Genomic DNA, 26,315 nt, shown 5'->3' with positions numbered 1-26,315 from the left:
GCCATTCTCTCGCACGTCCCCACCTCGTCACCGTGGTGCCCCCCGGGAAAGGTGATCCACCGTTTCCGTTCGGCGGAGTCCGGAATGCGGTGAAAATACGCCGATGTAACGCTTGGTGCGTGTTTCCTTGGCGACCGGTCATCGGGAGGGGGTCACGGACGTGACTCCATGGCAGTGGGCAGGGTGCGGGACGCGGGTGGTCACGACGGCCCTGGCGGGAGTCCTCGCACTGTCGTACGGAGCCTCCGCCCCCTACGCGGTCGGGTCGGTCGGGTCGGTGCGCGAACGCGTCCCGACGTACGCCGACGCGCCCGCGCCCTCCTCGCCTTCGCCCTCCCCGCGCGAGCCCGACCGGGCCGGCAGCCGGGCGGGGGAGGGGCGCGAGCGGCCCGGGCGGGCGAACGAGGGCGAGGACGAGACGGCGCAGGACCCGGGCGACGAGGACCCCTCGGACGAAGACCCTGACGCCGGCGACGGCGAGGCGGAGGCCGGTGACGGCGACCTCGCCGACGACGGCGCGTCCCAGCCTCCCGAGGCCTCCGTTCCCGTGACCTCGGCGGAACCGCAGGGCTCCGTACGGCAGGCGGCCACGCAGGGCGAGCGGGCCGACGGGCCCGTCCTGCAGATCCTGCCGCTCGGCAGCGGCCTCGTCCTCATCGGTCTCGGGATCGCCCTCGCGATCGCCGCCCTCCGCCTGCGCCGCGGCTGACAACGGCCCCGCCGCCCGCCACCGGCCGGACGGCCCGGAACGGCGACGCCGACGCCGACGCCGACGACAGCCGGACACAGCACCGGACCCATGTGGGCGGCGGCTAGGGCGCGACCAGCAGGACCTTGCCGATGTGGCCGCTCTCCTCCACGACGCGGTGGGCGGTGGCCGCGTCGTTCATCGGGACCTCGCGGTCGACGACGGGGCGCACCTCGCCCGCGGCGACCAGCGGCCACACGTGCTCGCGTACGGCCGCCACGATGGCGGCCTTCTCCTCCAGGGGACGGGCCCGCAGCGAGGTCGCGCTGACGGCGGCCCGCTTGCCGAGAAGCGCACCGATGTTCAGCTCGGCCTTGGCGCCGCCCTGCATGCCGATGATCGCGAGACGGCCGTTGACGGCGAGAGCCTGGACGTTGCGGTCCAGGTACTTCGCGCCCATGTTGTCGAGGATGACGTCCGCGCCGGCGCCGGCGGTGGCCTGCTTCAGCTCGGCGACGAAGTCCTGCTCGCGGTAGTTGATGAGGATGTCGGCGCCCAGCTCGGCGCACTGGTCCAGCTTTTCCTTGGTGCCCGCCGTGACGGCGATCCGCGCGCCCACGGCCTTGGCCAGCTGAATCGCCATGGTGCCGATGCCGCTGGAGCCGCCGTGTACGAGCAGCGTCTCGCCGGGACGCAGGTGGGCGATCATGAAGACGTTCGACCAGACGGTGCTGGTCACCTCGGGGAGCGCTGCGGCCTGGCGGAGGTCCACGCCCTCGGGCACCGGGAGCAGCTGGCCGGCCGGCACGGCGACCTTCTCGGCGTAGCCGCCGCCCGCGAGCAGCGCGCACACCTCCTCGCCGACGGTCCAGCCGGAGACGCCGGGGCCGATCGCGGCGATCCGGCCGGAGCACTCCAGGCCGGGGTAGGGGGAGGCTCCGGGCGGCGGGTCGTAGAAGCCCTGCCGCTGCAGGATGTCGGCGCGGTTGACGGCGCCGGCCACCACCTCGACCAGGACCTCGCCCTCGCCGGGGACGGGGTCGGGGACCTCGTCCCACACCAGCGCCTCGGGACCACCAGGTTCGGGAATCGTGATCGCATACATGGGGACGACGCTACTCCTCGCCCCCGATCAAGGCCGCGGGGGAACGATGCGCGATCGCGGGAGAGTTCAGGCCAGCGGCAACGGCGGCACGCCGGGCATGCCGGGTGTGCCGAGGCTGGCGTGTGCCCGGTCCGGCCCCACCCGCACGATCGAGACCAGTCGGTCCGTGGGCTCCAGCACCCCGATCGCCGGGTCGTCGTAGGCCAGGACGCGGTGCCCGCGCACGACGCTGACCACCAGGTCGGCCGTCTCCCGCGGATCGCGGCCCGCCTCGGCCTTGGTGACGGGACGTTCGACCAGGTCGAGCCCGTCGCCCTGCCGGATGAGGTCCTCCATGACCCGGCCCGCCGCCGGGCTGAGCACGGACAGGCCCAGCAGCCGGCCGGCCGCCCCGGCGCTGGTGATGACCTCGTCGGCGCCCGACTGCCGGAGCAGCGGAGCGTTCTCCTCCTCGCGGACCGCCGCCACGATCTTCGCCCCCGGGTTGAGCTGGCGAGCGGTGAGCGCCACCAGCACGGCCGTGTCGTCGCGCTGGGTCGCGATGACGATGCGCCCAGCCCGCTGCACCTCGGCCCGACGCAGGACGTCGTTGCGCGTGGCGTCACCGATCACGCCCTGGTAGCCCTCGGCCTTCGCCGTGTCGACCGCCTTGGCGCTCGGGTCGATGACCACGACCTGCTCCTTGCGCAGGCCCGCCGCACAGGCCGTCCGGATCGCGGACCGGCCCTTCGTGCCGAAGCCGACGACGACAGTGTGGTCACGCAAGGGGACCTCCGAGGATCATGGACAGCTGAGGGCTCAAGGACTCGTGTTGGTTCACGGCGGACGCCGACCCGCCGGGAACCATGGTTCCAGCGATCAGGTCAGCGACAGCAGGGGGCACACGATGAAGGACCACGAACGACAGCCCGGCCTGGCCAGGTTCTCACTGTTCAGGTCCCTCTGGTACCGCTCGCGCACCGAAGCCCGCGACGACGCCGAGGCGGGGCGCACCATCACCATGCCCGTGCGCGTCGGCGTGCCCCCGCTCCAGCAGGTGTTGCGGCGACTCGCCCTGGGCCTGCTGGTGCTGGCCGTCACCACGCTGATCGTCTACGTCGACCGTGACGGCTACAACGACAACTCGGACGGGTCCGTCGACCTGCTGGACGCCGCCTACTACGCGACCGTCACCCTCTCCACCACCGGTTACGGCGACATCACCCCGGTCAGCGGGACAGCGCGGCTGGTCAACATCCTGGTCATCACACCGCTGCGCGTGCTCTTTCTGATCATCCTGGTCGGCACCACCCTGGAGGTGCTCACCGAGCGCACCCGCCAGCAGGTCCGCATCCACCGCTGGCGGGCCCGCACCAGCGGTCACATCGTGGTCGTCGGCTACGGCACCAAGGGCCGTCACGCGGTGGAGACCCTCGTCGGGCAGGGCATCGCCAAGGACCAGATCGTCGTCGTGGACGCCCAGCGCAAGGCCGCGCTCGTCGCCGGGGACGACGGGCTGGTGGCGGTGACCGGGGACGCCACCCGTTCGGAGACGCTCACCAAGGCCGAGGTGCAGAGCGCCGCCCGGGTGATCGTCTCGCCTCAACTCGACGAGACGGCCGCCTTGGTCACCCTCACCGCCCGTCAGCTCAACCGCCGGGCCACGATCGTGGTCGCCGCCCGGGAGGACGAGAACGTGCCGTTGCTGAAGCAGAGCGGCGCGGACACCGTGATCACCAGCTCCAGCTCCGCCGGCCGGCTGCTCGGCGTGTCGATGGTCAGCCCGACGGTGGCCAGGACGCTGGAGAACCTGATGACCTACGGCAGCGGCTTGGACCTCATCGAGCGCCCGATCACCGCGGCTGAGGCGGGCAAGGCGCCCCGCGCGTGCACGGATCTCGTCGTGGCCGTGGTCCGGGGCAAGGACCTGCTCGACTACACCGACGCCCGACTCACCCAGCTGCAGCAGGGGGACCGGGTGATCACGGTCAGCCGGGCCGTCCCGGCCCACGAGCAGGCATGAGGGTGTTTCACGTGAAACACCGCTGAATGGCTGGTGCGCCCCCGGCCTTCGTCCGTTTCACGTGAAACAGGGGCGCTCCGTGGGCTCCGTGGGCAGGACGGCCCCGTCGGCGGCGTTCCGGCCGCGCCGGGGTGCTCTGGCCGCTCCGTCGGTGTTCCGGCCGCCCCCGAGGGCGTTCGTTTCACGTGAAACAGGCACCGATCCCGGCCGTCGCCCACGGCAGGTCGAGCACCTCCGCCTCCTGACCCGCCCGCGTACCGCCCGGCGGTACGACGGCGAGGGCGTCGGCCGCTGCGATGCCCCGCAGCATGGCCGGACCGTTGTAGTGCAGCGGCACGGCGTGGTCGCTCCGCAGCCCCACCGGGATGAGCCGGGTGTCGTACGGATGTCCGTGCACCGCTTCCCTCAAGGGCAGCGTGTACGACTCGGGCGCTCCACGGGCGGCGAGGGTGCGCAACAACGGCTCGGCGAGCGTGAGCAGGCCGGACACAGCCGCGAGGGGGTTGCCGGGCAGGCCGACGAGGTGCTGGCCGTCCTTGACGCGGGCCAGCAGCATGGGGTGTCCCGGACGCACCTTGACGCCGTCGACGAGGAGTTCGGCGTCGATCCTGCGCAGGGTGGGATGCACATGGTCGACGGGGCCCGAGGCCGTGCCCCCGGTGGTGACGATCAGATCCGCGCCGGACGAGGTGATGGCCTTGTGCAGGGCCTTCGCGTCATCACGGAGCCTGCGTACGGCGGTGACCTCGGCGCCCAGGGCCCGCAGCCATGGCGGCAGCATCGGGCCGAGGGCGTCCCGGATGAGGCCGTCGTGCGGGCGGCCCTCGGTGAGCAATTCGTCTCCCAGGACCAGCACCTCGACCCGGGGCCGGGGCACGGCGGACACCGTGTCGTACCCGGCGGCGGCGGCGAGACCGAGGACGGCCGGCGTCACCACAGCACCGGCGAGCAGCAGCTGATCGCCGGAACGGCACTCCTGGCCGCGCGGGCGGATGTCCTGGCCGTGTTGCATCTCGCGGGTCGGGTGCAGTCGGCCGTTGCCGTCGGTGCGGCCGTGCTCGCTGCGCAGCACGGCCGTGGTGTCCTGGGGGATCCGGGCTCCGGTGGCGATCCGGACGGCTTCGCCGTCGGCGAGGGGAGCGGGTGCGGGGCTCCCGGCGAGCACACCCTCCTCCCGGACGTGCCAGGGCCCGGGGCCCGCGACCGCCCATCCGTCCATCGCCGACGTGTCGAAGGAGGGCAGGTCGGTGAGGGCGGTCAGCGGGGCGGCCAGGACCAGACCGAGGGCGTCGCCGAGGCCGACGGAGACGGGGGCGCGGCGGGCGGCGTCCGAACGGGCGGCGCGGGCGGCGATCGTCCGGGCCTCCGGCCAGGCGGTGGCCCGGTGACGCTGTTCAGCGGCGGCCCGGTGACCCGCGTCCGTGGCCCGGTCGGAGGGCGAGGCGTCGGGCTCGCGCCGTGCCGGACGCGGGTCGCCGGTCGGGCGGGAAGGGCCGTTGCCGTCGTTCACGAGGGCGAGCGCCTCCTCGACGTCGAGGTCCTCGGCGTCGAGGCCCTGCCGGGCGCCGTGCGGGGTCATCCGGCGTCCGGTCCCGGGCCGCCGGTCCCGGCGGTCTTGTCCTGGCGGGGAGGCTTTCCGGCGTCGTCCCCGGTCTTCTGTTCGGCCTCTTCTCCGGCCTCCTGGGCCCAGCGCACAGCCAGCGCGGCGGCCTTGCGGGCGGCCTCGGCGACGGCCTCCGGGCCGCCGCCGGTCTGCGCGGCGGCGTAGCCGACCAGGAAGGTGGTCAGGGGGGCCGCCGGCCGGGCCACCCCGTGGGCGGCGTCCCGGGCGAGGTCGAGGAGGACGCCGGTGTCGACGTCGAGGTCGATGCCCAGTTCGGCCTTGACTGCGGAAATCCATTCATCCAACACGTGGTCATGCTCCCTGATACGAGCCCTGGCAGTGGCGATGTCGTCCCAGGTGTCGCAGTCGAAGGAGCCGACCGGGTCGGGGACGCGGGCGAGGTCGAGCCCGGCGGTCAGCCGGCGCAGGGGCAGCCCGGCGAGGCCGTCCCGGGCGGCGAGCGCCGCCAGTTCGCGGCGCAGCGCCGCCGTGCGGTACGCGGCGACGAGCGGCTGGTCGCGGCCGTCGGCGTCGGTGAGCAGCACGCCCTCCGCGCCCTCGGAGCGCAGGGCGGTCACCAGCCGCCGCACGGTGTCCGGGGCGAGGAACGGCAGATCGGCGGAGAGGACGAGGACGTCGTCCGCCGTGACGTGGCGCAGCCCGGCGTCGAGCGCGGCGACGGGCCCCGCGCCGGCCGGGTCCTCGCGGGCCCAGCACACGGGCCGGGCGGTGGGACGGGGACCGGCGACGACGACGGTGGCGCGGGCGTCGGCGCAGGCGCCCAGCACCCGGTCCAGCAGCGCGCGTCCGCCCACCCGTACGCGCGGTTTGTCGGCCCCGCCGAGCCGCCGGGCGCCGCCGCCCGCGAGCACGACGGCGTCGTAGGCGGCGGGCGCGTTCGGGGTCATCCCCCGAGTATGGCGGCCGTCCCGGAGGTTGCGGGTCTCCGGATCACGACGAACGCGGGAAACCGGGCGGCGCGCCCACGGTCAGCGGGTGCGCGGCACCGCGGTCACAGGGTGCGCAACAGCACCGCCGGCTGCTCCACGCAGTCCGCGACATGGCGGAGGAAACCGCCCGCCGTGCCGCCGTCGCACACCCGGTGGTCGAAGGTGAGCGAGAGCTGCACGACCTGGCGTACCGCGAGCTCGCCCTCGTGCACCCACGGCTTGGGCACGATGCGGCCGATTCCGAGCATGGCCGCCTCGGGGTGGTTGATGATCGGCGTGGAGCCGTCGACGCCGAACACGCCGTAGTTGTTCAGCGTGAAGGTGCCGCCGGTCAGCTCCGCGGGAGTGAGGCGTCCTTGGCGGCCGGCCTCGGTGAGCCGGGCGAACTCCGCGGTGAGCCCCTCGGCGTCCCGGGCGTGCGCGTCGCGGACCACGGGCACGACGAGTCCGCGTTCGGTCTGCGCGGCGAAGCCGAGATGGACCTGGTCGAACTGGACGACCTCACGGGCGGCCTGGTCGACGGTGGAGTTGAGCTCCGGGAAGCGGGCCAGCGCCGCGGTGCAGATACGGGCGAGCAGCGCGAGGAGGGAGATCTTCGGCCCGCCGGCCGCGTTCATCGCCGTCCGGGCCCGCATCAGCTCGGTCGCGTCGGCGTCCACCCAGCAGGTCGCGTCGGGGATCTCGCGCCGGCTGCGGGAGAGTTTGTCGGCGACGGCGCCGCGGACGCCCTTGAGCGGGACGCGGCGGCCCGCGGTGAGGGCGGTCGGTCCGGCCGGCTGCGGCGTCTGTGCCGCCTGCTCGCGGGGCGCGGCCACCCGCAGCGCGTTCTCCACGTCCGCCCGCAGGATGAGCCCCTCGGGCCCGGAGCCGGTGAGCTCCCGCAGATCGAGGCCGTTCTCCCGGGCGAGCCTGCGCACCAGCGGCGAGATCACGGGGACCGGTCCGGCGGGGGCCTCGGCCGGAGCCGCCGGCAAGGGCCGGACCACCGGCGCCGCCGGGGCCGTGCCGTCGACGCTCACGGATGCGGCGGGTTCCGGCGGCACGGAGCGGACCCGGCGCCGGCGCGCGGGCGACTGCGACGTGCCGTACCCGACGAGCACGTTGCCCGAACCCCCGGCCCCGGCGTCGGCCTCGGCCGCTGCGTCGGAGGCCGGCGCGCCGACCGCGACCGTGATCAGCGGGGCGCCGACGGGCAGTTCCGTGCCCTCCTCGCCGAAGCGGGCGGTGACCACCCCGCCGTAGGGGCAGGGGACCTCGACCATCGCCTTGGCCGTCTCGACCTCGACGACCGGCTGGTCGACGGCGACGACGTCGCCGACCTGGACCAGCCAGCGGACGATCTCCGCCTCGGTGAGTCCCTCGCCGAGGTCGGGGAGCTTGAACTCCAGCACCTGTGCCATCAGTTCCCGGCCTCCCACTGCAGGCGCGCCACGGCGTCGAGGATGCGGTCGACGCCGGGCAGGTGGTGGCGCTCCAGCATCGGCGGCGGATACGGCAGGTCGAACCCGGCGACCCGCAGCACCGGCGCCTCCAGGTGATGGAAGCAGCGCTCGGTGACGCGGGCCGCGATCTCCCCGCCCGGGCCGCCGAAGGAGCCCGACTCGTGGACGACGACCGCGCGGCCGGTGCGCCGCACCGACGCGGCGACGCTCTCGTCGTCGAAGGGCACCAGGGAGCGCAGGTCGACGACCTCCAGGTCCCAGCCCTCGGCGCACGCCGCCTCGGCGGCTTCGAGGCAGACGGGCACCGACGGCCCGTAGGTGATCAGTGTGGCGCTCCGGCCCGGACGCCGCACCACCGCGCGCCCGATCGGCTCGACGTCCGTGGGCTCCTCGGGGTTCCAGGCGTCCTTGGACCAGTACAGGCGCTTGGGTTCGAGGAAGACGACCGGGTCGTCGGAGTCGATGGAGGCGCGCAGCAGGCCGTAGGCGTCGGCGACCGTCGCGGGCGCGACCACGTGCAGGCCCGGGGTCGCCATGTAGTAGGCCTCGGAGGAGTCGCTGTGGTGCTCCACGCCGCCGATGCCGCCGCCATAGGGCACCCGGACGGTGATCGGCAGGGGCATCCGGCCGCGGGTGCGGTTGCGCATCCGGGCGACATGGCTGACGAGCTGCTCGAACGCCGGGTAGGCGAAGGCGTCGAACTGCATCTCCACGACCGGCCGCAGACCGTACATGGCCATGCCGACGGCGGTGCCGAGGATGCCGGCCTCGGCGAGCGGGGTGTCCGTGCAGCGGTCCTCGCCGAACTCCTTCGCCAGCCCGTCGGTGACCCGGAAGACACCGCCGAGGGCGCCCACGTCCTCGCCCAGGACGTGCACGGACGGGTCGGCGGCCATCGCGTCGCGCAGCGCGCGCGTGAGGGCCTGCGCCATGGTGGCGGGCTTGAGGGCGACGGTCGTCATCAGTGCGCGCCTTCCTGCTCGGCCTCGAGCTCGGCGCGCAGCAGGGCCTGCTGCTCGCGCAGTTGGGGAGTGGGTTCGGCGTACACGTGGGAGAACAGGTCCATCGGGTCCAGGACCGGGTCCTGGTTCATCCGGGCCCGCAGGTCGGCGGCCATCGCCTCGGCGTCGTCCCGCGCGGACTGCCGGGCGTCCTCGTCGAGCAGTCCGCGCGCGGTCAGCGCGCGCTCCAGCAGCAGGATCGGGTCGTGCTCCCGCCAGGTCTCCACCTCGGCGTCGCCGCGGTAGCGGGTGGCGTCGTCGGCGTTGGTGTGCGCGTCGATGCGGTAGGTGACCGCCTCCACGAGGGTCGGACCGCCGCCCTCGCGCGCCCGGCGCACGGCGTCGGCCAGCACCTCGTGCACGGCCGCCGCGTCGTTGCCGTCGACCAGACGGCCGGGCATGCCGTACCCGACGGCCTTGTGGGCCAGCGAGGGGGCGGCGGTCTGCTTGGCGAGCGGGACGGAGATGGCGAAGCCGTTGTTCTGCACGAGGAAGACGACCGGCGCCTGCCAGACGGCCGCGAAGTTCAGCGCCTCGTGGAAGTCGCCCTCGCTGGTGCCGCCGTCGCCGACCATGGCGAGGGCGACCACGTCGTCGCCCTTGAGGCGGGCGGCGTGGGCGAGGCCCACGGCGTGCGGAAGCTGGGTGGCGAGCGGCGTGCACAGGGGCGCCACCCGGTGCTCGTAAGGGTCGTAGCCGGTGTGCCAGTCGCCGCGCAGCAGGGTGAGGGCCTCGACGGGGTCCACGCCGCGTGCGACTACGGCGAGCGTGTCGCGGTAGCTGGGGAAGAGCCAGTCGCGCTCCTCGAGGACGAGGGCGGCGGCGACCTCGCAGGCCTCCTGGCCGGTGCTGGAGGGGTAGACGGCGAGCCTGCCCTGCTTGGTGAGGGCGGTGGCCTGGGCGTTGTAGCGGCGGCCGCGCACCAGCTGGGCGTAGAGGCGGCGCAGCAGTTCCGGGTCGGCCTGTGCGGCCGCGTCGGTGCCGAGGACGCGGTACGGCTCCGCGTCGGGCAGCAGCGGCGCGGGGTCGGTACGGGGCTGCCAGGCCGGCGGCGGAGTCGGCCGGTACGTGCCCCGCTGCTCCATGACCGTCATGACGGCACCTCCTCGGGAAGCGGCTACGGGAGGCGCGTCGGTTGTGACGCGTCTCACCTACCGATTGTTCGGTCGTCGGCACATTTTGGCTACAGCGCCCTTCAGGCTGTGGACAAACGGTTCTCCACAGCCTGAGATGGACGCAGTACGTCCAGGCCGGGAAAGCGGGGGGACATGGCACCTGAACAAATGGCCGACGGGCCGGAGAACGGTGCCCTGCTTCCGCCGGGCAACTCCGCGCAGTCCGCGCCGGGCGGGCCACCGCCGCCGCCCGGCTTCCCGCCGTCCGGCGGTCCGTCGCCGTCGTCCGGCGCCACGCTGCCGCCGGCGCGTCCGCTGGACGCCATCGACCAGGACATCCTGCAGATGCTCCAGGCGGACGGCCGCGCCTCGATACGGTCGGTCGCCGAGCGGGTCCACGTCTCGCGGGCCAACGCCTACGCGCGGATCAACCGGCTCATCGACGACGGGGTCATCCGCGGCTTCGGCGCCCGGGTGAACCACGAGCGCGCCGGCCAGGGCACGAGCGCCTACATCACCCTGAAGATCGTGCAGAACTCCTGGCGGACGGTGCGCGAGCAGCTCAGACAGCTGCCCGGCGCCTCCCACATCGCCCTCGTCGGGGGCGACTTCGACGTCCTGCTGCTGGTGCACACGCCCGACAACAGGGCGCTGCGCGAGGTGGTGCTGACCCGGCTCCAGGCGATCCCCGAGGTGCTCAGCACCCGCACCCTGCTGGTGTTCGAGGAGGAGGACCTGGAGCCGCAGGGCTGAGCAGGGCCGAGCCTCAGGGGGTGGGGCCGGCCTCGGCGGTCCGGTCGACCGGGCCGGCCGGGGCCGTGCGCAGGCCCTCGAAGACCAGCCGCACCACCGCTTCGGCCACCTCGCTCTCGACCATCCCCCGGCCGCCGGGCCGGTACCACTCGACGATCGAGTTGATCATCCCGAAGACCAGGCGGGTGGCGAGCCGCACCTCCATGTCGCCGCGTACGTCCCCGTCGGCGGCGGCCGCCCGCAGCAGCTCGGCGACCCGGTGGTCGAAGTCCCGGCGGCGTTCCAGCGCCCACCGCTCGGTGTCGGTGTTGCCGCGCACCCGCAGCAGCAGCGTCACGTACGGCAGTTCGCCGATCAGCACCTCGACCATGCGCCGTACGACGTACTCCAGCCGGTGCGAGGCCTGCCCCTCGCGCGCGTGCTCCTCGCCGAGGATCCCGAAGAGGCCGTCCAGGGCGCGGCTGACGGCCCGTTGCAGCAGTTCCTCCTTGCCGGCGACGTGGTGGTAGATCGACGACTTGGAGATCCCGGCCGCCTTGGAGAGGTGCTCCATGGAGGTGCCGTCGTAGCCGCGCTCGTTGAAGACCTGGACGGCGACGGAGAGCAGCGTCTCGGGGGTGTAGGTGTCGCGCTTGACGGTGGTCACGAGGCGCCCTCCCGCTTCTCGGTGGCGTAGGAGTGCCGGTAGAGCGCGAGGGACGGCGCGTAGCGGCCGCCGGGGTCGCGCTGGTGCAGGTCGTCCAGGAGCGAGTAGGCCCACATCCGGCCCAGGCGCCGGCTCCACTCGAAGGGCCCGAGGGGGTAGTTCACGCCCAGGCGCATCGCGGTGTCGATGTCCTCCTCGGTGGCGACGCCCTTGGCGACGGCGTCGTGCGCGAGGTCGACGATCCGCGCGACCGTGCGGGCGACGATCATGCCCGGGACGTCGCCGATGACGCTGACGTCCTTGCCGAGCGCCTGGAAGAGGCCGATCGCCTCGGACATGGTCTGCGCGGTGGTGTCCTGCGAGGCGGACAGGGCGATGCGGGTGGCCTTGCGGTAGTCCAGGGCGAGGTCGAAGTAGACGACGTCCCGGAACTCCACGGAGGTCTGGCCGTCGGCGAGCGCGAGTTGGCCGTCGCCCGGCAGGACCAGCCGGGTGCCGTGGTCCTCCTCCTCCTCGCGGACCTGGATGCCCGCCTCCCGGATCAGCGCGAGAAGCTCCGAGGCGGGGCCCAGGTTCCCCTCGGCGACGACGTAGGCGGGCGGCTGGGCCTTCTCCGCGGTGTGCGGCTCGGCCGGCTCGGCGCCCTCCCGGTAGTCGTACCAGCCCTGGCCGGTCTTGCGGCCGAGCCGGCCCGACTCGACCAGGCGGCGCTGGGCGAGCGAGGGCGTGAAGCGCGCGTCCTGGAAGAAGGACTGCCACACGGAGTGCGTCACCGACTCGTTGACGTCCTGGCCGATCAGGTCGGTCAGCTCGAAGGCGCCCATCCGGAAGCCGCCCGACTCGCGCAGGACGGCGTCGATGGTGGCCGGGTCGGCGCCCTGCGCCTCGTAGACGGCGAACGCCTCGGCGTAGAAGGGCCGGGCGATGCGGTTCACGATGAAGCCGGGGGTGTCGGCGCAGGCGACCGGCGTCTTGCCCCAGGAGCGGGCGGTCTCGTACGCGCGCGTGGCCGAGGTGACGTCGGTGGCGTGGCCCGAGACCACCTCGACCAGGGGCAGCAGCGGAGCCGGGTTGAAGAAGTGCAGGCCCACGAAGCGGCCGGGGTTGCGCAGGGCGCCGCCGACGGCGGTCACCGACAGGGACGAGGTGTTGGTGGCGAGCAGACAGTCCTCGCCGACCACTTCCTCCAGCTGCCGGAACAGCTCCTGCTTGATGTCCAGGCGTTCGACGACGGCCTCGACGACCAACGAGCAGTCGGCGAGGTCGGCGAGGTCCTGAGCGGGGTGCAGGCGGGCGCGTGCCTCGTCGCGGTCGCCGGCCGCGAGGCGGTCCTTCTCGACGAGCCGGTCGAGGCGGGCGCCGATCGCGGCGGCCGCTTCGCGGGCGCGGCCCGGGACGGCGTCGTACAGCCGCACGGCGTGGCCCGCGACCAGCGCGACCTGGGCGATGCCCTGGCCCATGGTGCCGGCGCCGACGACGGCCACGGGGCTGCTGAGGTCGAGTGCTGTCATGTGCGCGATCCTCCCGCACGGGGTTTTCCACAGATGCGGCAGGCCCCCTTGTCCCGACCGATCGTTCGGTTACTCTAGCCGTGACTGGCTGTTCCTGCCCAGGTTTCCGCCAGGCCATGAGCTCGACGGAGAGTTCTCAAGACGAGGAGTTGGTCCCGCATGGCCGCCGCCGAACTGACCGCGCACGCTCTGATCGCCCAGCACCGGCCCACCCTCGACCAGGCCCTGGAAGCGATCCGCACCCGCGCGTACTGGTCCCCGCACCCGGAACACCCCAAGGCCTACGGGGAGAACGGCAGCCTGGACGCGGCGGCCGGCAAGGCCGCGTTCGACGCCGTCCTGAACACCCGCCTCGACCTCGGCCAGCCCGGCACCGACGACTGGGTGGGCGGCGAGGTGTCGCCGTACGGCGTCGAGCTGGGCGTGACGTACCCGCACGCGGACGTGGACACGCTGCTGCCCGCCATGAAGGCCGGCCTCCGCGCCTGGCGGGACGCGGGCGCGGAGGTCCGCGCGGTGGTCTGCCTGGAGATCCTCAAGCGGATCAGCGACCGGACGCACGAGTTCGCGCACGCGGTCATGCACACCTCCGGCCAGGCCTTCATGATGGCGTTCCAGGCCGGCGGCCCGCACGCCCAGGACCGCGGTCTCGAGGCGGTGGCCTACGCCTACGCGGAGCAGGTCCGCACCCCCGGCACGGCGGAGTGGAGCAAGCCGCAGGGCAAGCGCGACCCGCTCGCGCTGACCAAGAGCTTCACTCCGGTCCCGCGCGGCATCGCCCTGCTCATCGGCTGCAACACCTTCCCCACCTGGAACGGCTACCCGGGCCTCTTCGCCTCCCTGGCCACCGGCAACGCGGTACTGGTCAAGCCCCACCCGCGCGCGGTGCTGCCGCTCGCCCTCACCGTGGGCGTCGCGCGCGAGGTGCTCGCCGCGGCCGGATTCGACCCGAACCTGGTCGCGCTGGCCGCCGAACGTCCCGGCGAGGGCATCGCCAAGACCCTGGCCACCCGGCCCGAGATCAAGATCGTCGACTACACCGGCTCCACCGCCTTCGGCGACTGGCTGGAGGCCAACGCCCGCCAGGCGCAGGTCTACACCGAGAAGGCCGGCGTCAACACGGTGATCGTGCACTCCACCGCGAACTACAAGGGCATGCTCGCCAACCTGGCGTTCTCGCTGTCCCTGTACAGCGGCCAGATGTGCACCACCCCGCAGAACCTGCTGATCCCCCGCGAGGGCATCCGCACCGACGACGGTCCGAAGAGCTTCGACGAGGTCGTCGCCGACCTCGCCCGCTCGCTCGACAGCCTGCTCGGCGACGACGTGCGCGCCAACGCCCTGCTGGGCGCGATCGTCAACCCGGACGTCAAGGCCCGCCTGGAAGCCGCGGCCGGTCTCGGCGAGGTCGCCCTCGCCTCCCGCGAGGTCGCCAACCCCGAGTTCCCGGACGCGGTCGTGCGCACCCCGGTGATCGTCAAACTCGACGGGGCAAAGCCGGACGACGAGGCCGCCTACATGAGCGAGTGCTTCGGCCCGGTCTCCTTCGCCGTCGCGGTCGACTCCGCGGCCGACGCGGTCGCCCTCCTGCGACGCACGGTGAGCGAGAAGGGCGCGATGACGGTCGGCGCGTACACCACCGACGCCGAGGTGGAGGAGGCGATCCAGGAGGTCTGCCTGGAGGAGGCGGCCCAGCTGTCCCTGAACCTCACCGGTGGGGTCTACGTCAACCAGACGGCCGCCTTCTCCGACTTCCACGGTTCGGGCGGCAACCCGGCGGCCAACGCGGCCCTCACCGACGGCGCGTTCGTCGCCAACCGCTTCCGGGTGGTCGAGGTCCGCAGGGAGGTCTGAGGGACCTACGGGGCAGGCGGGACGCGCGGCGCGCCCCCGTCGGCGCTCCAGTGGTACAGCGTCATGGCCACGCTGGTCGCGAGGTTGTAGCTGGAGACCTGGGGGCGCATCGGGAGCGCGAGGAGATGGTCGGCCCGTGCGCGCAGCTCGGCCGAGAGCCCGCTGCGCTCCGAGCCGAACGCGAGGAGGGCGTCGTCCGGGAGCCGCACGCCCCGGATGTCGTCGCCCTCCGGGTCGAGGGCGAACACCGGCCCGGCGGGCAGCTCGTCGACGGCCATCCGCTCCACGGCGGTGGCGAAGTGCAACCCCGCCCCGCCCCGCAGCACGGTCGGGTGCCAGGGGTCGAGCGTGCCGGTGGTCACCACCCCGGTCGCGCCGAACCCGGCGGCCAGCCGGATCACCGCTCCCGCGTTGCCCAGGTTGCGCGGGTTGTCCAGGACCACGACGGGAGCGGTCCGGGGCGTTCGCCCCAGCCGTTCCCGGTTGGCCGCGCGGGTGGGCCGCACCGCCAGGGCGGCGACCGCGGTGGGATGCGGGCGCGACACCAGGGAGGCGTACGTCGCCTGCGCGACCTCGGTCAGCAGCCCGTCCAACGCCTCGCGCACGTCGGGCGCCAGCTCCTCGGCGAGGGCGAGCGCCGCGCGCCGGTCGACGGCCACCGCCACCGGGACCTGCGCCCCGAACCGCACGGCGTGCTTGAGGGCGTGGAAGCCGTCGAGCAGCACGGCGTCGTCGGCGAGCCGGCGCCACCGGCCGAGCGGATCGTGGCCGTCGGTCACGGGCCCGGCGGCCACGGGATCGGCGGCCACGGGATCGGTCATGCCGTGAACCCTACGCGCGCGGGCTCGGCTTTCTCCTGGTCCGCCGGCTCCGCCGCCCCCTCGCCTCCGCCAGCGCCGGCAGCCAGCCGCTCACGCGCGCGTGCCGCCCAGCCGCCGAGCCGGTGCAGGAACGGCGTGGGCAGGAAGACGGCGTCGGTGGCGATCATCGCCAGCGAGAAGAACGGCAGCCCCAGTACGACGGCGATCACCGCGTGCTCGGTCATCATCACCGCCAGCAGCACGTTCTTCAGCCGCCGGTTGGACAGGGTGAACGGGAAGGCCACCTGCACGACGACGGTCCCATAGGTGGCGATCATGACCATCGTGCCGCTGGCGGACAGCAGGTCGGCGAGCATCGGCCAGGGCGAGAAGTAGTCCAGGTGCAGCGGGTAGTACACGGCGGTGCCGTCCTGCCAGCGCGAGCCCTGGATCTTGTACCAGCCGGCCGTCGCGTAGATCAGACAGGCCTCGGCCATGATCACCACGAGGGCGCCGTTGTGCAGGACGTTGCCGATCACGTCGCACAGGATCCGCGGCTGCGCCGACTTCTTCAGCCGCCCGACGGCCCACCACAGACCCTGCGCGCACCACGCCGCCCACAGCAGCGCGGGAATCGTCCACTCGCTGTGGAAACGGTCCGCCACGGTCACCGTGACCAGCACGCATCCGGACGCGGCCCACAGCACGGGGCCGACCCGGTCCGCGAACCGCTCCCCCCGCGCGCGTGCCTCCCGCGCCCGCCGGGCCCGTCGCGTGTCCAGCGACCACACCCGGCCGCAGCGCATGAAGACCAGGTAGACCGACATCAGATGCAGGACGTTGTCGCCGCCGTCGCCCACGAAGACGCTGCGGTTCTGCAGCGACAGCACCCCGACCATGAACAGCACCGACATCGCGCGGGTGCGCCAGCCCAACAGCAGCAGCGCGCTGGACAGCAGCGCGAGGGCGTAGACCAGCTCGAACCAAACGCGCCCGTCGGACCACATCAGGACCGTGAAGGCCCCGTTGGAGTCGATCAGCTGCCGGGCCAGCTCCCAGTCCCAGGGGCCGTCGGGACCGTAGAGCTCCGCCCGGTGGGGGAACTCGCGCAACAGGAACAGCAGCCAGGTCATGCTGAAGCCGATGCGGACGACGGCGCTCTGGTAGGGCCCGAGCGCCGACTCCGTGAGCCGGGCGATGCCGGCGGACACCGACAGAGAGAACCGGTTCACCTCGCGCCTCCCTCGGCCGCGCCGTCCGGCACCGACCACCAGGACAGTTCGCGGTACACCGGGCTCGTCGACACCTTCTCGGTGCTCCACTTCGGCGGGGTCACGTTGTTGGTCCGGGAGCGGACCTGGACCCGCTCGACGACACCGCCGCCGGCGGCCACGCCACCGCGCTCCAGCCGCAGCACCACGATGCGGCGCAGGTATGTCTCGGCGAGGGCGCCTCGGACGCCGACCGGTCGGTCGTCGTCGTTGTGCGTCGCGGTGAAGAAGTCCCACGCGCGGCGCAGCTCGTTCTGCTGGGTGTGGCTCGGCAGCAGGTTGCCGTCGATGGCCCGCCCGTCCTGCGCGGACAGGTCGTACCAGCCGGTGGTGCGCGATCCGCCGTCCGCGGTGCGCACCTGGGCGCGGACCTGGACGGAGATGTTCTGCTGCAGCGGATTGGGCGCGAACAGCTTCCAGTTCTGCTCGAACTCGGGGTAGATCCAGTCGTCGATCGCCTTGCCGTGCGCCTTGGTGACGGTGTTCGACGGCGCGACGTGCAGGAACACCATCCCGATCTGCACGCACACGGCGACCGCGACGACGGCGAGCGCCAGCGCGGCGCCGACCTGGTAACGGGGAGAGAGGGCCGCGACACCGGTCCGGGGCTCGTCGGGACCGGCCACGACGCCGCCGGGCTCCGGGCCACCGGGCGCGGGCCCGCCGGCCTCGGTGCCGCCGGCCTGCCGGCCGTCGCCCTCGCTGCCGTCGCCCTCGCCGGCGCCGGTCTCGGGGCGCGGCCCCGGTTCCGGGCGCGGCCCCGGTTCCGGGCGCGGGAGCTCGGATCGCGGGCCGGGCAGCGTGCCGCCAGGTGGGGCGTCCTTCGCGGGCGGCGTCTGCGCCTCCCCCGATCTGCTGCGCCCCTGTGGAGCGCCGGAGCCTCCGTCGTACGCGTCCATTCCGCCCCGTTCCCCGATCCCGGTCCGTCTCGCGCTGCGTCGCGCAATCGCGAACGGTACTCAGCCTCACCCGTTCGGCGCAGCCCTCCCCCCGCGGCGCGCCCGGGACGGGCCGCCGGGCGATGCGGTTGTCCACAGGGGACCACCGCAGGTTATCCACAGCGGTTGACACCTTACGACGGCCGTCCCACCATGGAATCGCACGGACCGAACGATCGGTCGGGAGACGGCTCGGGCAGAGCCGAGGCCGCGGCGCCCAGCCGAGGCCCTAGGTCAAGGGGGACCGCATGGCGACAGCGGCCGCGCACGGGACGGCCCGCACACTCGGGCACGCCGGGCAGGAGAGCGCCACCGGCGCCGACGAGGCGTACCAGCGCGTCTTCGACGCCACCGTGACCGCCGACGAGCGCATCGAGCCACGCGACTGGATGCCCGACGCCTACCGGGCGACGCTGGTGCGTCAGATCGCCCAGCACGCCCACTCCGAGATCATCGGCATGCAGCCGGAGGCCAACTGGATCACGCGTGCGCCCTCCCTGCGCCGCAAGGCCATCCTCATGGCGAAGGTGCAGGACGAGGCGGGCCACGGCCTCTACCTCTACAGCGCGGCCGAAACCCTCGGCGCCAGCCGCGAAGACCTGCTCGACAAGCTCCACACCGGCCGCCAGAAGTACTCGTCGATCTTCAACTACCCGACGCTGACCTGGGCGGACGTCGGGGCGATCGGCTGGCTGGTGGACGGCGCCGCGATCACCAACCAGGTCCCCCTGTGCCGGTGCTCGTACGGCCCGTACGCGCGGGCCATGGTCCGCGTCTGCAAGGAGGAGTCGTTCCACCAGCGCCAGGGCTACGAGCTCCTGCTGGCCCTCAGCCGCGGCACCCCGGAACAGCACGCGATGGCCCAGGACGCGGTGGACCGCTGGTGGTGGCCGTCGCTCATGATGTTCGGCCCGCCCGACGACGAGTCCGCGCACTCCGCGCAGTCGATGGCCTGGAAGATCAAGCGCCACTCGAACGACGAGCTGCGCCGGCGCTTCGTCGACATCTGCGTCCCGCAGGCGGAGTCGCTCGGCCTCACGCTCCCCGACCCGGATCTGCGGTGGAACGAGGAGAGCGGCCACTACGACTTCGGCCCGATCGACTGGACCGAGTTCAAGGAGGTCCTCAAGGGCAACGGGCCGTGCAACGAGCAGCGCATCACGCAGCGCAGAAGCGCACACGAGGAGGGCGCGTGGGTACGCGAGGCAGCCACCGCCTACGCGGCCAAGCACAGCCCCAGGACGGAAGTGGAGCAGGCATGACCGACACCGACTGGCCCCTGTGGGAGGTCTTCGTGCGCTCCCGGCGCGGCCTCTCGCACACCCACGCCGGCAGCCTGCACGCGCCGGACGCCGAGTTCGCGCTGCGCAACGCCCGCGACCTGTACACCCGCCGTGGCGAGGGCGTCTCCCTCTGGGTCGTGCCGTCCACGGCGATCACGGCCTCCTCGCCGGACGAGAAGGACCCGTTCTTCGAACCGGCCGCCGACAAGCCCTACCGTCACCCGACGTTCTACGAGATCCCGGAAGGGGTGAAGCACCTGTGACGCGTGAAGCGCCCGCACCCACGGCCGCGCCCACGACCACCGCCGCCCTCGCCCTCGGCGACGACGCCCTGGTGCTCTCCCACCGCCTGGGGGAGTGGATGGGCCACGCGCCCGTGCTGGAGGAGGAGGTCGCGCTGGCCAACATCGCGCTCGACCTGCTCGGCCAGGCCCGGATCCTGCTGTCCATGGCCGGCGACGAGGACGAGTTGGCCTACCTGCGCGAGGAACGCGCCTTCCGAAACGTCCAGTTGGTCGAGCAGCCCAACGGCGACTTCGCCCACACCATCACCCGCCAGCTGTACTTCTCCACCTACCAGCACCTGCTGTACGACCGGCTCGCGTCCGGGGGCGGCCCGTTCGCGGGGCTCGCGGCCAAGGCCGTCAAGGAGGTCGCCTACCACCGCGACCACGCCGAGCAGTGGGCGCTGCGGCTCGGCGACGGCACCGAGGACAGTCACGAGCGCATGCGGCATGCCTGCACGGCTCTGTGGCGGTTCACGGGCGAGCTGTTCCGTCCCCTGGAGGGCCTCGGCCTCGATCCGGCAGACCTGGAGCCGGACTGGCTGGCGTCGGTGGGCGACCTGCTGGGCCGGGCCGGTCTCAGGCTGCCCGAGGGGCCGCGCAGCGGAGCGTGGACCGCCGGCGCCGGTCGCGAGGGCGTGCACACCGAGTCGTTCGGCCGGATGCTCGCCGAGATGCAGCATCTGCACCGCAGCCACCCGGGGGCGGCATGGTGACGCCGACCGCGCTGGAGGCGGAACTGTTCGCGGTGGCCGGCTCGGTGCCCGACCCCGAACTGCCCGTGCTCACCCTTCAGGACCTCGGCGTGCTGCGCGCGGTGCGCCTGCGTGACGCGGACGCGGTCGAGGTGGAGCTGACCCCCACCTACACCGGCTGTCCGGCGGTCGAGGCGATGTCCCAGGACATCGAACGCGCGCTGCGCGAACACGGGGTGCGCGAGGTGACGGTGCGCACGGTGCTCACGCCCGCCTGGTCGACCGACGACATCTCCGCCGAAGGGCGCCGCAAGCTGCGGGAGTTCGGCATAGCGCCGCCGCGCACCGTGCGCGACCCGGGCCCGGTGCCGCTGGAGCTCGGACCGACCCGGGCCGGCCGGACCGTGGGCCCGACCGCCGGCCCGACCGCCCGACGGGCCGCGCCCGAGCCGGGGGCCGGGCACGCGCTCCCGGCCGGTTCCGCGACTGCGGCCGACGACCGGCAACCGGACCCGATCCGGTGCCCGCACTGCGGCTGCGCCGACACCGAGTTGCTGAGCCGCTTCTCCTCCACCGCCTGCAAGGCGTTGCGGCGGTGCCTGGCCTGCCGCGAACCCTTCGACCACTTCAAGGAGCTGTGATGGCGCGCTTCCACCCGCTCCGGGTCGCCGCGGTGGACCGCCTCACGGACGACTCCGTCGCCCTCACCCTGACCGTCCCCGACCGGCTGCGCGAGGAGTTCCGGCACGCTCCGGGACAGCACCTCGCGCTGCGCCGCACGGCCGGGAGAACCGACGGCGCCGGTGGCGTCGAGGCGCTCGACGGGACCGGTTCGGCCGACGGGTTCGAGGTCCGGCGGACCTACTCGATCTGCTCGCCGGCGCCGGACCCCGGCGGCCGGGGAGCCGGCACCCTGCGGGTGGGCGTGCGGCTGGTCGAGGGGGGAGCCTTCTCGACGTACGCGATGAAGGAGATCGTCGTCGGCGACGAGCTCGACGTGATGACTCCGGCGGGCCGGTTCACCCTCGACCCCGCGCCCGGCCTGTACGCGGCGATCGTCGGCGGCAGCGGCATCACGCCGGTGCTGTCGATCGTCTCGACGCTGCTGGCCCGTGAGCCCTCGGCCCGCTTCTGCCTCGTGCGCAGCGACCGGACGGCCGCCTCGACGATGTTCCTGGAGGAGGTCGCCGACCTGAAGGACCGCTTCCCCGAACGCTTCCAGCTGGTCACCGTCCTCTCCCGTGAGGAACAGCAGGCGGGGCTCCCCTCCGGGCGGCTGGACCGGGAGCGGCTGACCGGGCTGCTGCCCGCGCTGCTGCCGGTGCGGCAGGTGGCCGGGTGGTTCCTGTGCGGACCGTTCGGGCTGGTCCAGGGCGCGGAGCAGGCGCTGCGCGAGATCGGAGTCGAGCGGTCCCGGATCCACGAGGAGATCTTCCACGTGGACGTCGCACCGCCGCCCACCCGTCCGGCGGCCCCCGCCCACAGCACCGTGACCGCCCGGCTCGACGGCCGGGGCGGCAGCTGGCCGGTGCGGGACGGGGAGTCGGTCCTGGAGACGGTGCTGCGCAACCGCCCCGACGCGCCCTACGCCTGCAAGGGCGGGGTGTGCGGAACCTGCCGTGCCTTCCTGGTCTCCGGCGAGGTGCGCATGGACCGCAACTTCGCGCTGGAGCCGGAGGAGACGGACGCGGGATACGTCCTCGCATGCCAGTCGCATCCGGTGACGGAGGCGGTGGAGGTGGACTTCGACCGCTGAGCGACCGCTGATGGACCGCCGGGCGACCGCTGAGCGACCGCTGATGGACCGCCGGCGACCGCCCGTTCCCTTCTTCTGGAACCTGTTCTATCTTGACGACCCGTCAGATCAGCTGACCCGTCGGGAGGACAGGCCGTGGACTTCACCTTCACCGAGGAGCAGCAGGCCGCGGCCGAGGCGGCGCGGGGCGTGCTCGCCGGGGTCGCCCCCGACGGCGTGCCGAGCCCCGCGCTCACCAGGGGCGCCGTGGCCGACTCCTTCGACCGCGCGCTGTGGGACAGGCTCGCGGCGGCGGACCTGCTCAGCCTGCTCCTGGACGAGGAGTCCGGCGGCGCCGGCCTGGACGCCGTCGCCCTGTGCCTGGTGCTGCGCGAGTCTGCGAAGGTGCTGGCACGCGTGCCGCTGCTGGAGAACAGCGCCGCGCTGGCCGCCGTACAGGCTTACGGCAGCCCGGAGTCCAGGTCGGCCCTGCTGGCCCCGGCGGGGCGGGGCGAGGTCGTCCTGACCGTCGCCGCCAACGGCCGCACCGGCCACGACCCGGCCGAACTCGCCGTCACCGCCCGCCGGGACGACGCGGGCGGCAGCAGCGAAGCGGAGGCCGCGGAGGGCGGCGGCGCATGGGTGCTGGACGGTGTGCAGACGGCCGTGCCGTGGGCGTACGACGCCGACTTCGTCCTCGTGCCGGCGCGCACGGGGGACGACCGCAGCATCCTCGCCGTCGTGCCGCGCGAGCACGAGGGGGTCGCGCTCGCCGAGCAGATCTCCACCACCGGCGAACGGCTCGGCGAACTGCGCCTGGAATCGGCGAGGATCCCCGCGCGGGACGTCATCACCGCCGAGGGCGCATGGGAGTGGCTGCGCGCCCTGCTGGCCACGGGGACGTGCGCCCTGGCGCTCGGACTGGGCGAGCGCGTGCTGCGGATGACCGGCGACTACACCAGCAAGCGCGAACAGTTCGGGCACCCCGTCGCCAGCTTCCAGGCCGTCGCCGTGCAGACCGCCGACCGCTACATCGACCTCCGGGCGATGGAGGTCACCCTGTGGCAGGCCGCGTGGCGGATCGCCTCCGGCGCGCCCGGCGCGCTGCCGGCGTCCGGTGACGTCGCGGTGGCCAAGATCTGGGCCTCCGACGGCGTCCGGCGGATCGTGCAGACCGCGCAGCATCTGCACGGAGGCTTCGGAGCCGACGTCGACTACCCGCTGCACCGGTACCACGCCTGGGCCAAGCACCTGGAGCTGTCGCTGGGCCCGGCCGCGGCGCACGAGGAGGCGCTGGGCGACCTGCTCGCCGCCCATCCCCTCGGCTGACCCGACCCCTTCGGCCGGACCGCCGGTGGACGAGGCGGACCGCTGGGGGCCGCTAGAGGACGAAGCCCGGCGCGCCGTCGTCGGTGACGACGGGGCGGCCGGTGGCGGCCCAGGTCTGCATGCCGCCGTCGACGTTGACGGCGTCGACGCCCTGCTGCGCGAGATACATGGTGACCTGGGCCGAACGACCGCCGGAACGGCAGATCACATGGATCCGTCCGTCCCGCGGAGCCGCCTCGGTCAGCTCGCCGTAGCGGGCGACGAACTCGCTGATGGGAATGTGCAGCGCCCCTTCGGCGTGCCCCGCCCGCCACTCGTCGTCCTCACGGACGTCCAGCAGGAAGTCGTCGTCCTTGAGGTCCCCGACCTCGACCGTGGGCACAGCAGCTCCGAAACTCATGCCCCCGACGCTACCCGAACCGAGCCCCACCACGAGGGGCGCCAGCCCGCGCTAGCCCACCAGCTCGGCCAGTTCCGACTCGCGTGCGGCGACGTCGGCGAGAAGCTTGTCGGCGATCTCGTCCAGGAGGCGATCGGGGTCGTCCGGGGCCATGCGGAGCATCGAGCCGATCGCGCTGTCCTCCAGTTCGCGGGCGACCAGCGTGAGCATCTCCTTGCGCCGGGCGAGCCACTCCAGGCGCGCGTAGAGCTCCTCGCTGGGGCTCGGGGTGCGCTCGGCGGGCGCCGGGCCGGCCGCCCACTCCTGGGCCAGCTCGCGCAGCAGGGCCTCGTCGCCCCGGGCGTAGGCCGCGTTGACTCGGGTGATGAACTCCTCACGCCGAGCCCGCTCGTCGTCCTCCTGGGCCAGGTCGGGGTGGGCCTTGCGGGCCAGCTCGCGGTAGAGCTTGCGGGCCTCCTCGCTGGGCCGCACCCGCTCGGGGGGCCGCACGGACCGGTCCGTGAGCATCGCCGCGGCCTCCGGGTACAGCCCTTCACCGTCCATCCAGCCGTGGAACAGCTCCTCGACCCCGGGCATCGGCAGCACCCGGGCCCGCGCCTCGGCGGCCCGGCGCAGATCCTCGGGATCGCCGGTGCGGGTTGCTCGGGCCTCGGCGATCTGCGCTTCCAGCTCGTCGAGCCGCGCGTACATCGGACCGAGTTTCTGGTGGTGGAGCCGCGAGAAGTTCTCGACCTCGACGCGGAAGGTCTCCACCGCGATCTCGAACTCGATCAACGCCTGCTCGGCGGCCCGCACGGCCTGCTCCAGCCGTGCCTCGGGCCGGGGCTGCTCAGCTTCGGGGGTCGTCACCCGGCCAGCCTAGGGCCTCTCCGGCAGAACATGCCGGACAGGCCCCCGACCGGACCACCGCCGACCACCGCCGAGCACCGTCGCGGAGGCACGCGAACGCATGCGGACGCACACGCACGCTGCGCACACCACCCGGCCCGCCCGGCGCCGCACACCGTCGTCAGGCCCCGGCGCCGCACACCGTCGTCAGGTCTCGGACGCGGCTCAGACGCCCGTCTCGGCCGAGATCCTTCCCGCCCGGATCGCCGCGACCAGCTCCGTGTGGTCCGCCTCGGTGCGGTCGGCGTAGGCCACGGCGAACGCCGCGACGGCCTCGTCGAGTTCCTCGTGCTTGCCGCAGTACCCGGCGATCAGGCGGGGGTCGGCGCTGTGGGAGTGGGCGCGGGCCAGCAGGGCGCCGGTCATACGGCCGTAGTCGTCGACCTGGTCGGCGGCGAGCGCGGCCGGGTCGACGCTGCCCTTGCGGTTGCGGAACTGCCGTACCTGGAATGGGCGTTCCCCGACCGTCGTCCAGCCCAGCAGACTGTCGCTGACGACCTGCATGCGCTTTTGGCCGAGCACCACCCGGCGGCCCTCGTGATCCACCTCCGGCGCCTCGAAGCCGGCGGTCACCAGATGCGGGACGAGCGCCGACGCTCGCGCCTCCTTGACCTGGAGGATCAGCGGCTCGCCCCGGTGGTCCAGCAGCAGGACCACGTACGACCGCGTCCCCACGCTGCCCGTGCCGACGATGCGGAAGGCCACGTCGTGCACCGCGTGACGGGACAGCAGGGGGTGGCGGTCCTCGGGCAGCGTGGCCAGATAGTGCTCCAGGGACGCGGCCACCGCATGGGCCTCCGCGTCCGGGACCCGGCGCAGCACCGGCGCCGCGTCGACGAAGCGGCGACCGCCGTCCTCGGTCGCCTCGGTCGACTTCGCCGCGAACCGCCCGCTGGTGTTGGCCCGGGCCTTCTCCGAGACCCGCTCCAGGGTGCCCAGCAGATCATGGGCGTCGGTGTGGGAGACCAGTTCCTCGTCAGCGATGGCGTTCCACGCGTCCAGCACCGGGAGCCTGGCCAGCAACCGCATGGTGCGCCGGTAGGAGCCGGCGGCGCCGTGCGCCGCCCGGCGGCAGGTGTCCTCGTCCGCTCCGGCCTCCCGGCCCGCGAGCACCAGGGAGGCGGCGAGGCGCTTGAGGTCCCACTCCCAGGGCCCCTCGACCGTCTCGTCGAAGTCGTTGAGGTCGATGACCAGGCCGCCCCGGGCGTCGCCGTACAGACCGAAGTTCGCCGCGTGGGCGTCCCCGCAGATCTGGGCACGCACTCCGGTCATGGGCGTGCGGGCCAGGTCGTACGCCATGAGCCCCGCCGAGCCGCGCAGGAAGGCGAACGGCGTCGCCGCCATCCGGCCGACCCGAATCGGCGTGAGCTCCGGGATCCGGCCCCGGCCCGACTCCTCGACCGCCGTCACCGCGTCCGGCCTGGAGGCGTCCAGAACGAGTTCGGCGTGCGCGGACCGCGGCACCCGGCCGCGCAGCAGCTTGCCCTGCGCCTTGGGCGTCACGGGAGCAGCGTCCGATCCCGTCCCGGCGCGGCTCCCGGCCGGCCACTCGGCGAATCCCCGCACCCGCGGGAGCCTGCGCGCCTCGCCCGTTCCCGCCCCTGCACCCTCGGCCTCGGTCGCCATGACCGCCTCCCCCGCACACGTATGTCGTCCGGCTCGACGAGCCGGACATCAATTCGTGCAGACCGTACAGCCGCCCGGCCAGGACCCGGCAGTCACCGGCGGGATCGGCCCCGTCCGCGAGTCACAGGTGGATGTTTCACGTGAAACGCCCCCACACCGTCACGGGCCACCACCCTGAGACGTTCCTCACACACCGTGAGCAACCGCGGCCTGTACCGGCCGGTTCCCGACCGCCCCCTCGACCGCCCCCGGACATGCGAAAGCCCCGCAGATCTTTCGATCTGCGGGGCCATTCGACTGGTGCGCGAGGGGGGAGTTGAACCCCCACGCCCTTTCGGGCACTGGAACCTGAATCCAGCGCGTCTGCCTATTCCGCCACCCGCGCATTGGGTGTGT

The 26,315-nt window shown here is 73.5% G+C and carries 24 protein-coding genes, 1 tRNA gene and 1 pseudogene; 10 read left to right on the top strand and 16 right to left on the bottom strand.

Features of this window, described 5'->3' with window-relative positions; translation table 11 throughout:
• Positions 1-160 precede the first annotated feature (160 nt).
• Positions 161-709 carry a hypothetical protein gene (locus tag ACFVYK_RS05005; RefSeq protein ID WP_389768572.1) on the top strand — a complete coding sequence of 183 codons (549 nt, stop codon included), beginning with the start codon at positions 161-163 and terminating at the stop codon, positions 707-709.
• Between the two features lie 103 nt (positions 710-812).
• Here ACFVYK_RS05005 and ACFVYK_RS05000 read toward each other — a convergent pair whose 3' ends face one another.
• Positions 813-1,793: an NAD(P)H-quinone oxidoreductase gene (locus tag ACFVYK_RS05000; protein ID WP_389768569.1), complete on the bottom strand. Its 981-nt coding sequence runs from the start codon at positions 1,791-1,793 to the stop codon at positions 813-815.
• Positions 1,794-1,859: 66 nt separating this feature from the next.
• Positions 1,860-2,558, bottom strand: a pseudogene (locus ACFVYK_RS04995) (potassium channel family protein); the annotation flags it as partial.
• Positions 2,559-2,679: 121 nt separating this feature from the next.
• Here ACFVYK_RS04995 and ACFVYK_RS04990 point away from each other — a divergent pair.
• Positions 2,680-3,795, top strand: coding sequence for a potassium channel family protein (locus tag ACFVYK_RS04990; protein WP_389768567.1), 1,116 nt, complete (start codon positions 2,680-2,682; stop codon positions 3,793-3,795).
• 181 nt (positions 3,796-3,976) lie between these two features.
• Here ACFVYK_RS04990 and ACFVYK_RS04985 read toward each other — a convergent pair whose 3' ends face one another.
• From ACFVYK_RS04985 to pdhA, 5 genes are all read right to left on the bottom strand, one after another.
• Positions 3,977-5,374, bottom strand: a complete 1,398-nt coding sequence (locus ACFVYK_RS04985; protein WP_389768564.1) for a molybdopterin molybdotransferase MoeA — start codon at positions 5,372-5,374, stop codon at positions 3,977-3,979.
• On the bottom strand, positions 5,371-6,306 hold the full coding sequence (locus ACFVYK_RS04980; RefSeq protein ID WP_389768562.1) for an NTP transferase domain-containing protein: 936 nt from the start codon (positions 6,304-6,306) through the stop codon (positions 5,371-5,373). The genes ACFVYK_RS04985 and ACFVYK_RS04980 overlap by 4 nt, the downstream gene beginning before the upstream one ends.
• Positions 6,307-6,410: 104 nt before the next feature.
• On the bottom strand, positions 6,411-7,748 hold the full coding sequence (locus ACFVYK_RS04975) for a dihydrolipoamide acetyltransferase family protein (protein ID WP_389768560.1): 1,338 nt from the start codon (positions 7,746-7,748) through the stop codon (positions 6,411-6,413).
• On the bottom strand, positions 7,748-8,752 hold the full coding sequence (locus tag ACFVYK_RS04970) for an alpha-ketoacid dehydrogenase subunit beta (protein ID WP_389768557.1): 1,005 nt from the start codon (positions 8,750-8,752) through the stop codon (positions 7,748-7,750). The genes ACFVYK_RS04975 and ACFVYK_RS04970 overlap by 1 nt, the downstream gene beginning before the upstream one ends.
• Positions 8,752-9,885, bottom strand: coding sequence for a pyruvate dehydrogenase (acetyl-transferring) E1 component subunit alpha (gene pdhA / locus ACFVYK_RS04965; protein WP_389768554.1), 1,134 nt, complete (start codon positions 9,883-9,885; stop codon positions 8,752-8,754). Before pdhA ends, ACFVYK_RS04970 begins: the two co-directional genes overlap by 1 nt.
• 174 nt (positions 9,886-10,059) lie before the next feature.
• On the opposite strand from pdhA, the gene ACFVYK_RS04960 reads away from it, so the two are divergent.
• A complete protein-coding gene (locus ACFVYK_RS04960; protein ID WP_389768551.1) occupies positions 10,060-10,659 on the top strand; it encodes an Lrp/AsnC family transcriptional regulator in 600 nt (199 codons plus the stop codon).
• Between the two features lie 13 nt (positions 10,660-10,672).
• On the opposite strand, the gene ACFVYK_RS04955 is transcribed toward ACFVYK_RS04960, so the two are convergent.
• Both ACFVYK_RS04955 and ACFVYK_RS04950 read right to left on the bottom strand, forming a co-directional pair.
• Positions 10,673-11,305 carry a TetR/AcrR family transcriptional regulator gene (locus tag ACFVYK_RS04955; RefSeq protein ID WP_389768548.1) on the bottom strand — a complete coding sequence of 211 codons (633 nt, stop codon included), beginning with the start codon at positions 11,303-11,305 and terminating at the stop codon, positions 10,673-10,675.
• Positions 11,302-12,816: a 3-hydroxyacyl-CoA dehydrogenase gene (locus ACFVYK_RS04950; protein ID WP_389768545.1), complete on the bottom strand. Its 1,515-nt coding sequence runs from the start codon at positions 12,814-12,816 to the stop codon at positions 11,302-11,304. The genes ACFVYK_RS04955 and ACFVYK_RS04950 overlap by 4 nt, the downstream gene beginning before the upstream one ends.
• 159 nt (positions 12,817-12,975) lie before the next feature.
• On the opposite strand from ACFVYK_RS04950, the gene paaN reads away from it, so the two are divergent.
• Entirely contained in the window at positions 12,976-14,670 is a 1,695-nt protein-coding gene (gene paaN / locus ACFVYK_RS04945) for a phenylacetic acid degradation protein PaaN (RefSeq protein ID WP_389768542.1), read from the top strand.
• 5 nt (positions 14,671-14,675) lie between these two features.
• Here paaN and ACFVYK_RS04940 read toward each other — a convergent pair whose 3' ends face one another.
• From ACFVYK_RS04940 to ACFVYK_RS04930, 3 genes are read right to left on the bottom strand one after another with little or no spacing between them, the layout of a single operon-like run.
• Positions 14,676-15,491, bottom strand: a complete 816-nt coding sequence (locus tag ACFVYK_RS04940; protein ID WP_389768539.1) for a TrmH family RNA methyltransferase — start codon at positions 15,489-15,491, stop codon at positions 14,676-14,678.
• Positions 15,488-16,702 (bottom strand): HTTM domain-containing protein, encoded by a 1,215-nt coding sequence (locus ACFVYK_RS04935; protein ID WP_389768537.1) that lies wholly within the window; start codon positions 16,700-16,702, stop codon positions 15,488-15,490. The genes ACFVYK_RS04940 and ACFVYK_RS04935 overlap by 4 nt, the downstream gene beginning before the upstream one ends.
• Entirely contained in the window at positions 16,699-17,640 is a 942-nt protein-coding gene (locus tag ACFVYK_RS04930) for a DUF5819 family protein (RefSeq protein WP_389768534.1), read from the bottom strand. The genes ACFVYK_RS04935 and ACFVYK_RS04930 overlap by 4 nt, the downstream gene beginning before the upstream one ends.
• 287 nt (positions 17,641-17,927) lie before the next feature.
• Here ACFVYK_RS04930 and paaA point away from each other — a divergent pair, with 287 nt between their 5' ends.
• From paaA to ACFVYK_RS04900, 6 genes are all read left to right on the top strand, one after another.
• Entirely contained in the window at positions 17,928-18,941 is a 1,014-nt protein-coding gene (gene paaA / locus ACFVYK_RS04925; RefSeq protein ID WP_389768531.1) for a 1,2-phenylacetyl-CoA epoxidase subunit PaaA, read from the top strand.
• A complete protein-coding gene (gene paaB, locus ACFVYK_RS04920) occupies positions 18,938-19,225 on the top strand; it encodes a 1,2-phenylacetyl-CoA epoxidase subunit PaaB (RefSeq protein WP_389768528.1) in 288 nt (95 codons plus the stop codon). Before paaA ends, paaB begins: the two co-directional genes overlap by 4 nt.
• On the top strand, positions 19,222-19,962 hold the full coding sequence (paaC, locus tag ACFVYK_RS04915; protein WP_389768525.1) for a 1,2-phenylacetyl-CoA epoxidase subunit PaaC: 741 nt from the start codon (positions 19,222-19,224) through the stop codon (positions 19,960-19,962). Before paaB ends, paaC begins: the two co-directional genes overlap by 4 nt.
• Positions 19,956-20,582, top strand: coding sequence for a 1,2-phenylacetyl-CoA epoxidase subunit PaaD (gene paaD, locus ACFVYK_RS04910; protein WP_389768523.1), 627 nt, complete (start codon positions 19,956-19,958; stop codon positions 20,580-20,582). The genes paaC and paaD overlap by 7 nt, the downstream gene beginning before the upstream one ends.
• Positions 20,582-21,697 carry a 2Fe-2S iron-sulfur cluster-binding protein gene (locus ACFVYK_RS04905; protein WP_389768520.1) on the top strand — a complete coding sequence of 372 codons (1,116 nt, stop codon included), beginning with the start codon at positions 20,582-20,584 and terminating at the stop codon, positions 21,695-21,697. Before paaD ends, ACFVYK_RS04905 begins: the two co-directional genes overlap by 1 nt.
• Before the next feature lie 135 nt (positions 21,698-21,832).
• A complete protein-coding gene (locus ACFVYK_RS04900) occupies positions 21,833-23,005 on the top strand; it encodes an acyl-CoA dehydrogenase family protein (RefSeq protein ID WP_389768518.1) in 1,173 nt (390 codons plus the stop codon).
• A gap of 52 nt (positions 23,006-23,057) precedes the next feature.
• Here the strand turns inward: ACFVYK_RS04900 and ACFVYK_RS04895 are convergent, their stop codons facing one another.
• The 4 genes from ACFVYK_RS04895 to ACFVYK_RS04880 form a co-directional block, all read right to left on the bottom strand.
• Positions 23,058-23,387, bottom strand: a complete 330-nt coding sequence (locus tag ACFVYK_RS04895; RefSeq protein ID WP_389768678.1) for a rhodanese-like domain-containing protein — start codon at positions 23,385-23,387, stop codon at positions 23,058-23,060.
• A gap of 69 nt (positions 23,388-23,456) precedes the next feature.
• Positions 23,457-24,254 carry a J domain-containing protein gene (locus ACFVYK_RS04890; protein WP_389768515.1) on the bottom strand — a complete coding sequence of 266 codons (798 nt, stop codon included), beginning with the start codon at positions 24,252-24,254 and terminating at the stop codon, positions 23,457-23,459.
• Between the two features lie 204 nt (positions 24,255-24,458).
• Positions 24,459-25,919, bottom strand: coding sequence for a DUF2252 domain-containing protein (locus ACFVYK_RS04885; protein ID WP_389768511.1), 1,461 nt, complete (start codon positions 25,917-25,919; stop codon positions 24,459-24,461).
• 298 nt (positions 25,920-26,217) lie between these two features.
• Positions 26,218-26,304, bottom strand: a tRNA-Leu gene (locus tag ACFVYK_RS04880).
• Positions 26,305-26,315: the final 11 nt, after the last annotated feature.

It is taken from the genome of Streptomyces sp. NPDC058291 (assembly GCF_042880855.1).
In the GTDB taxonomy this organism is placed as follows: Bacteria; Actinomycetota; Actinomycetes; order Streptomycetales; family Streptomycetaceae; genus Streptomyces.
Note: the sequence above shows the minus strand (reverse complement) of the source record. Positions and strands in the feature narration are given on the sequence as shown.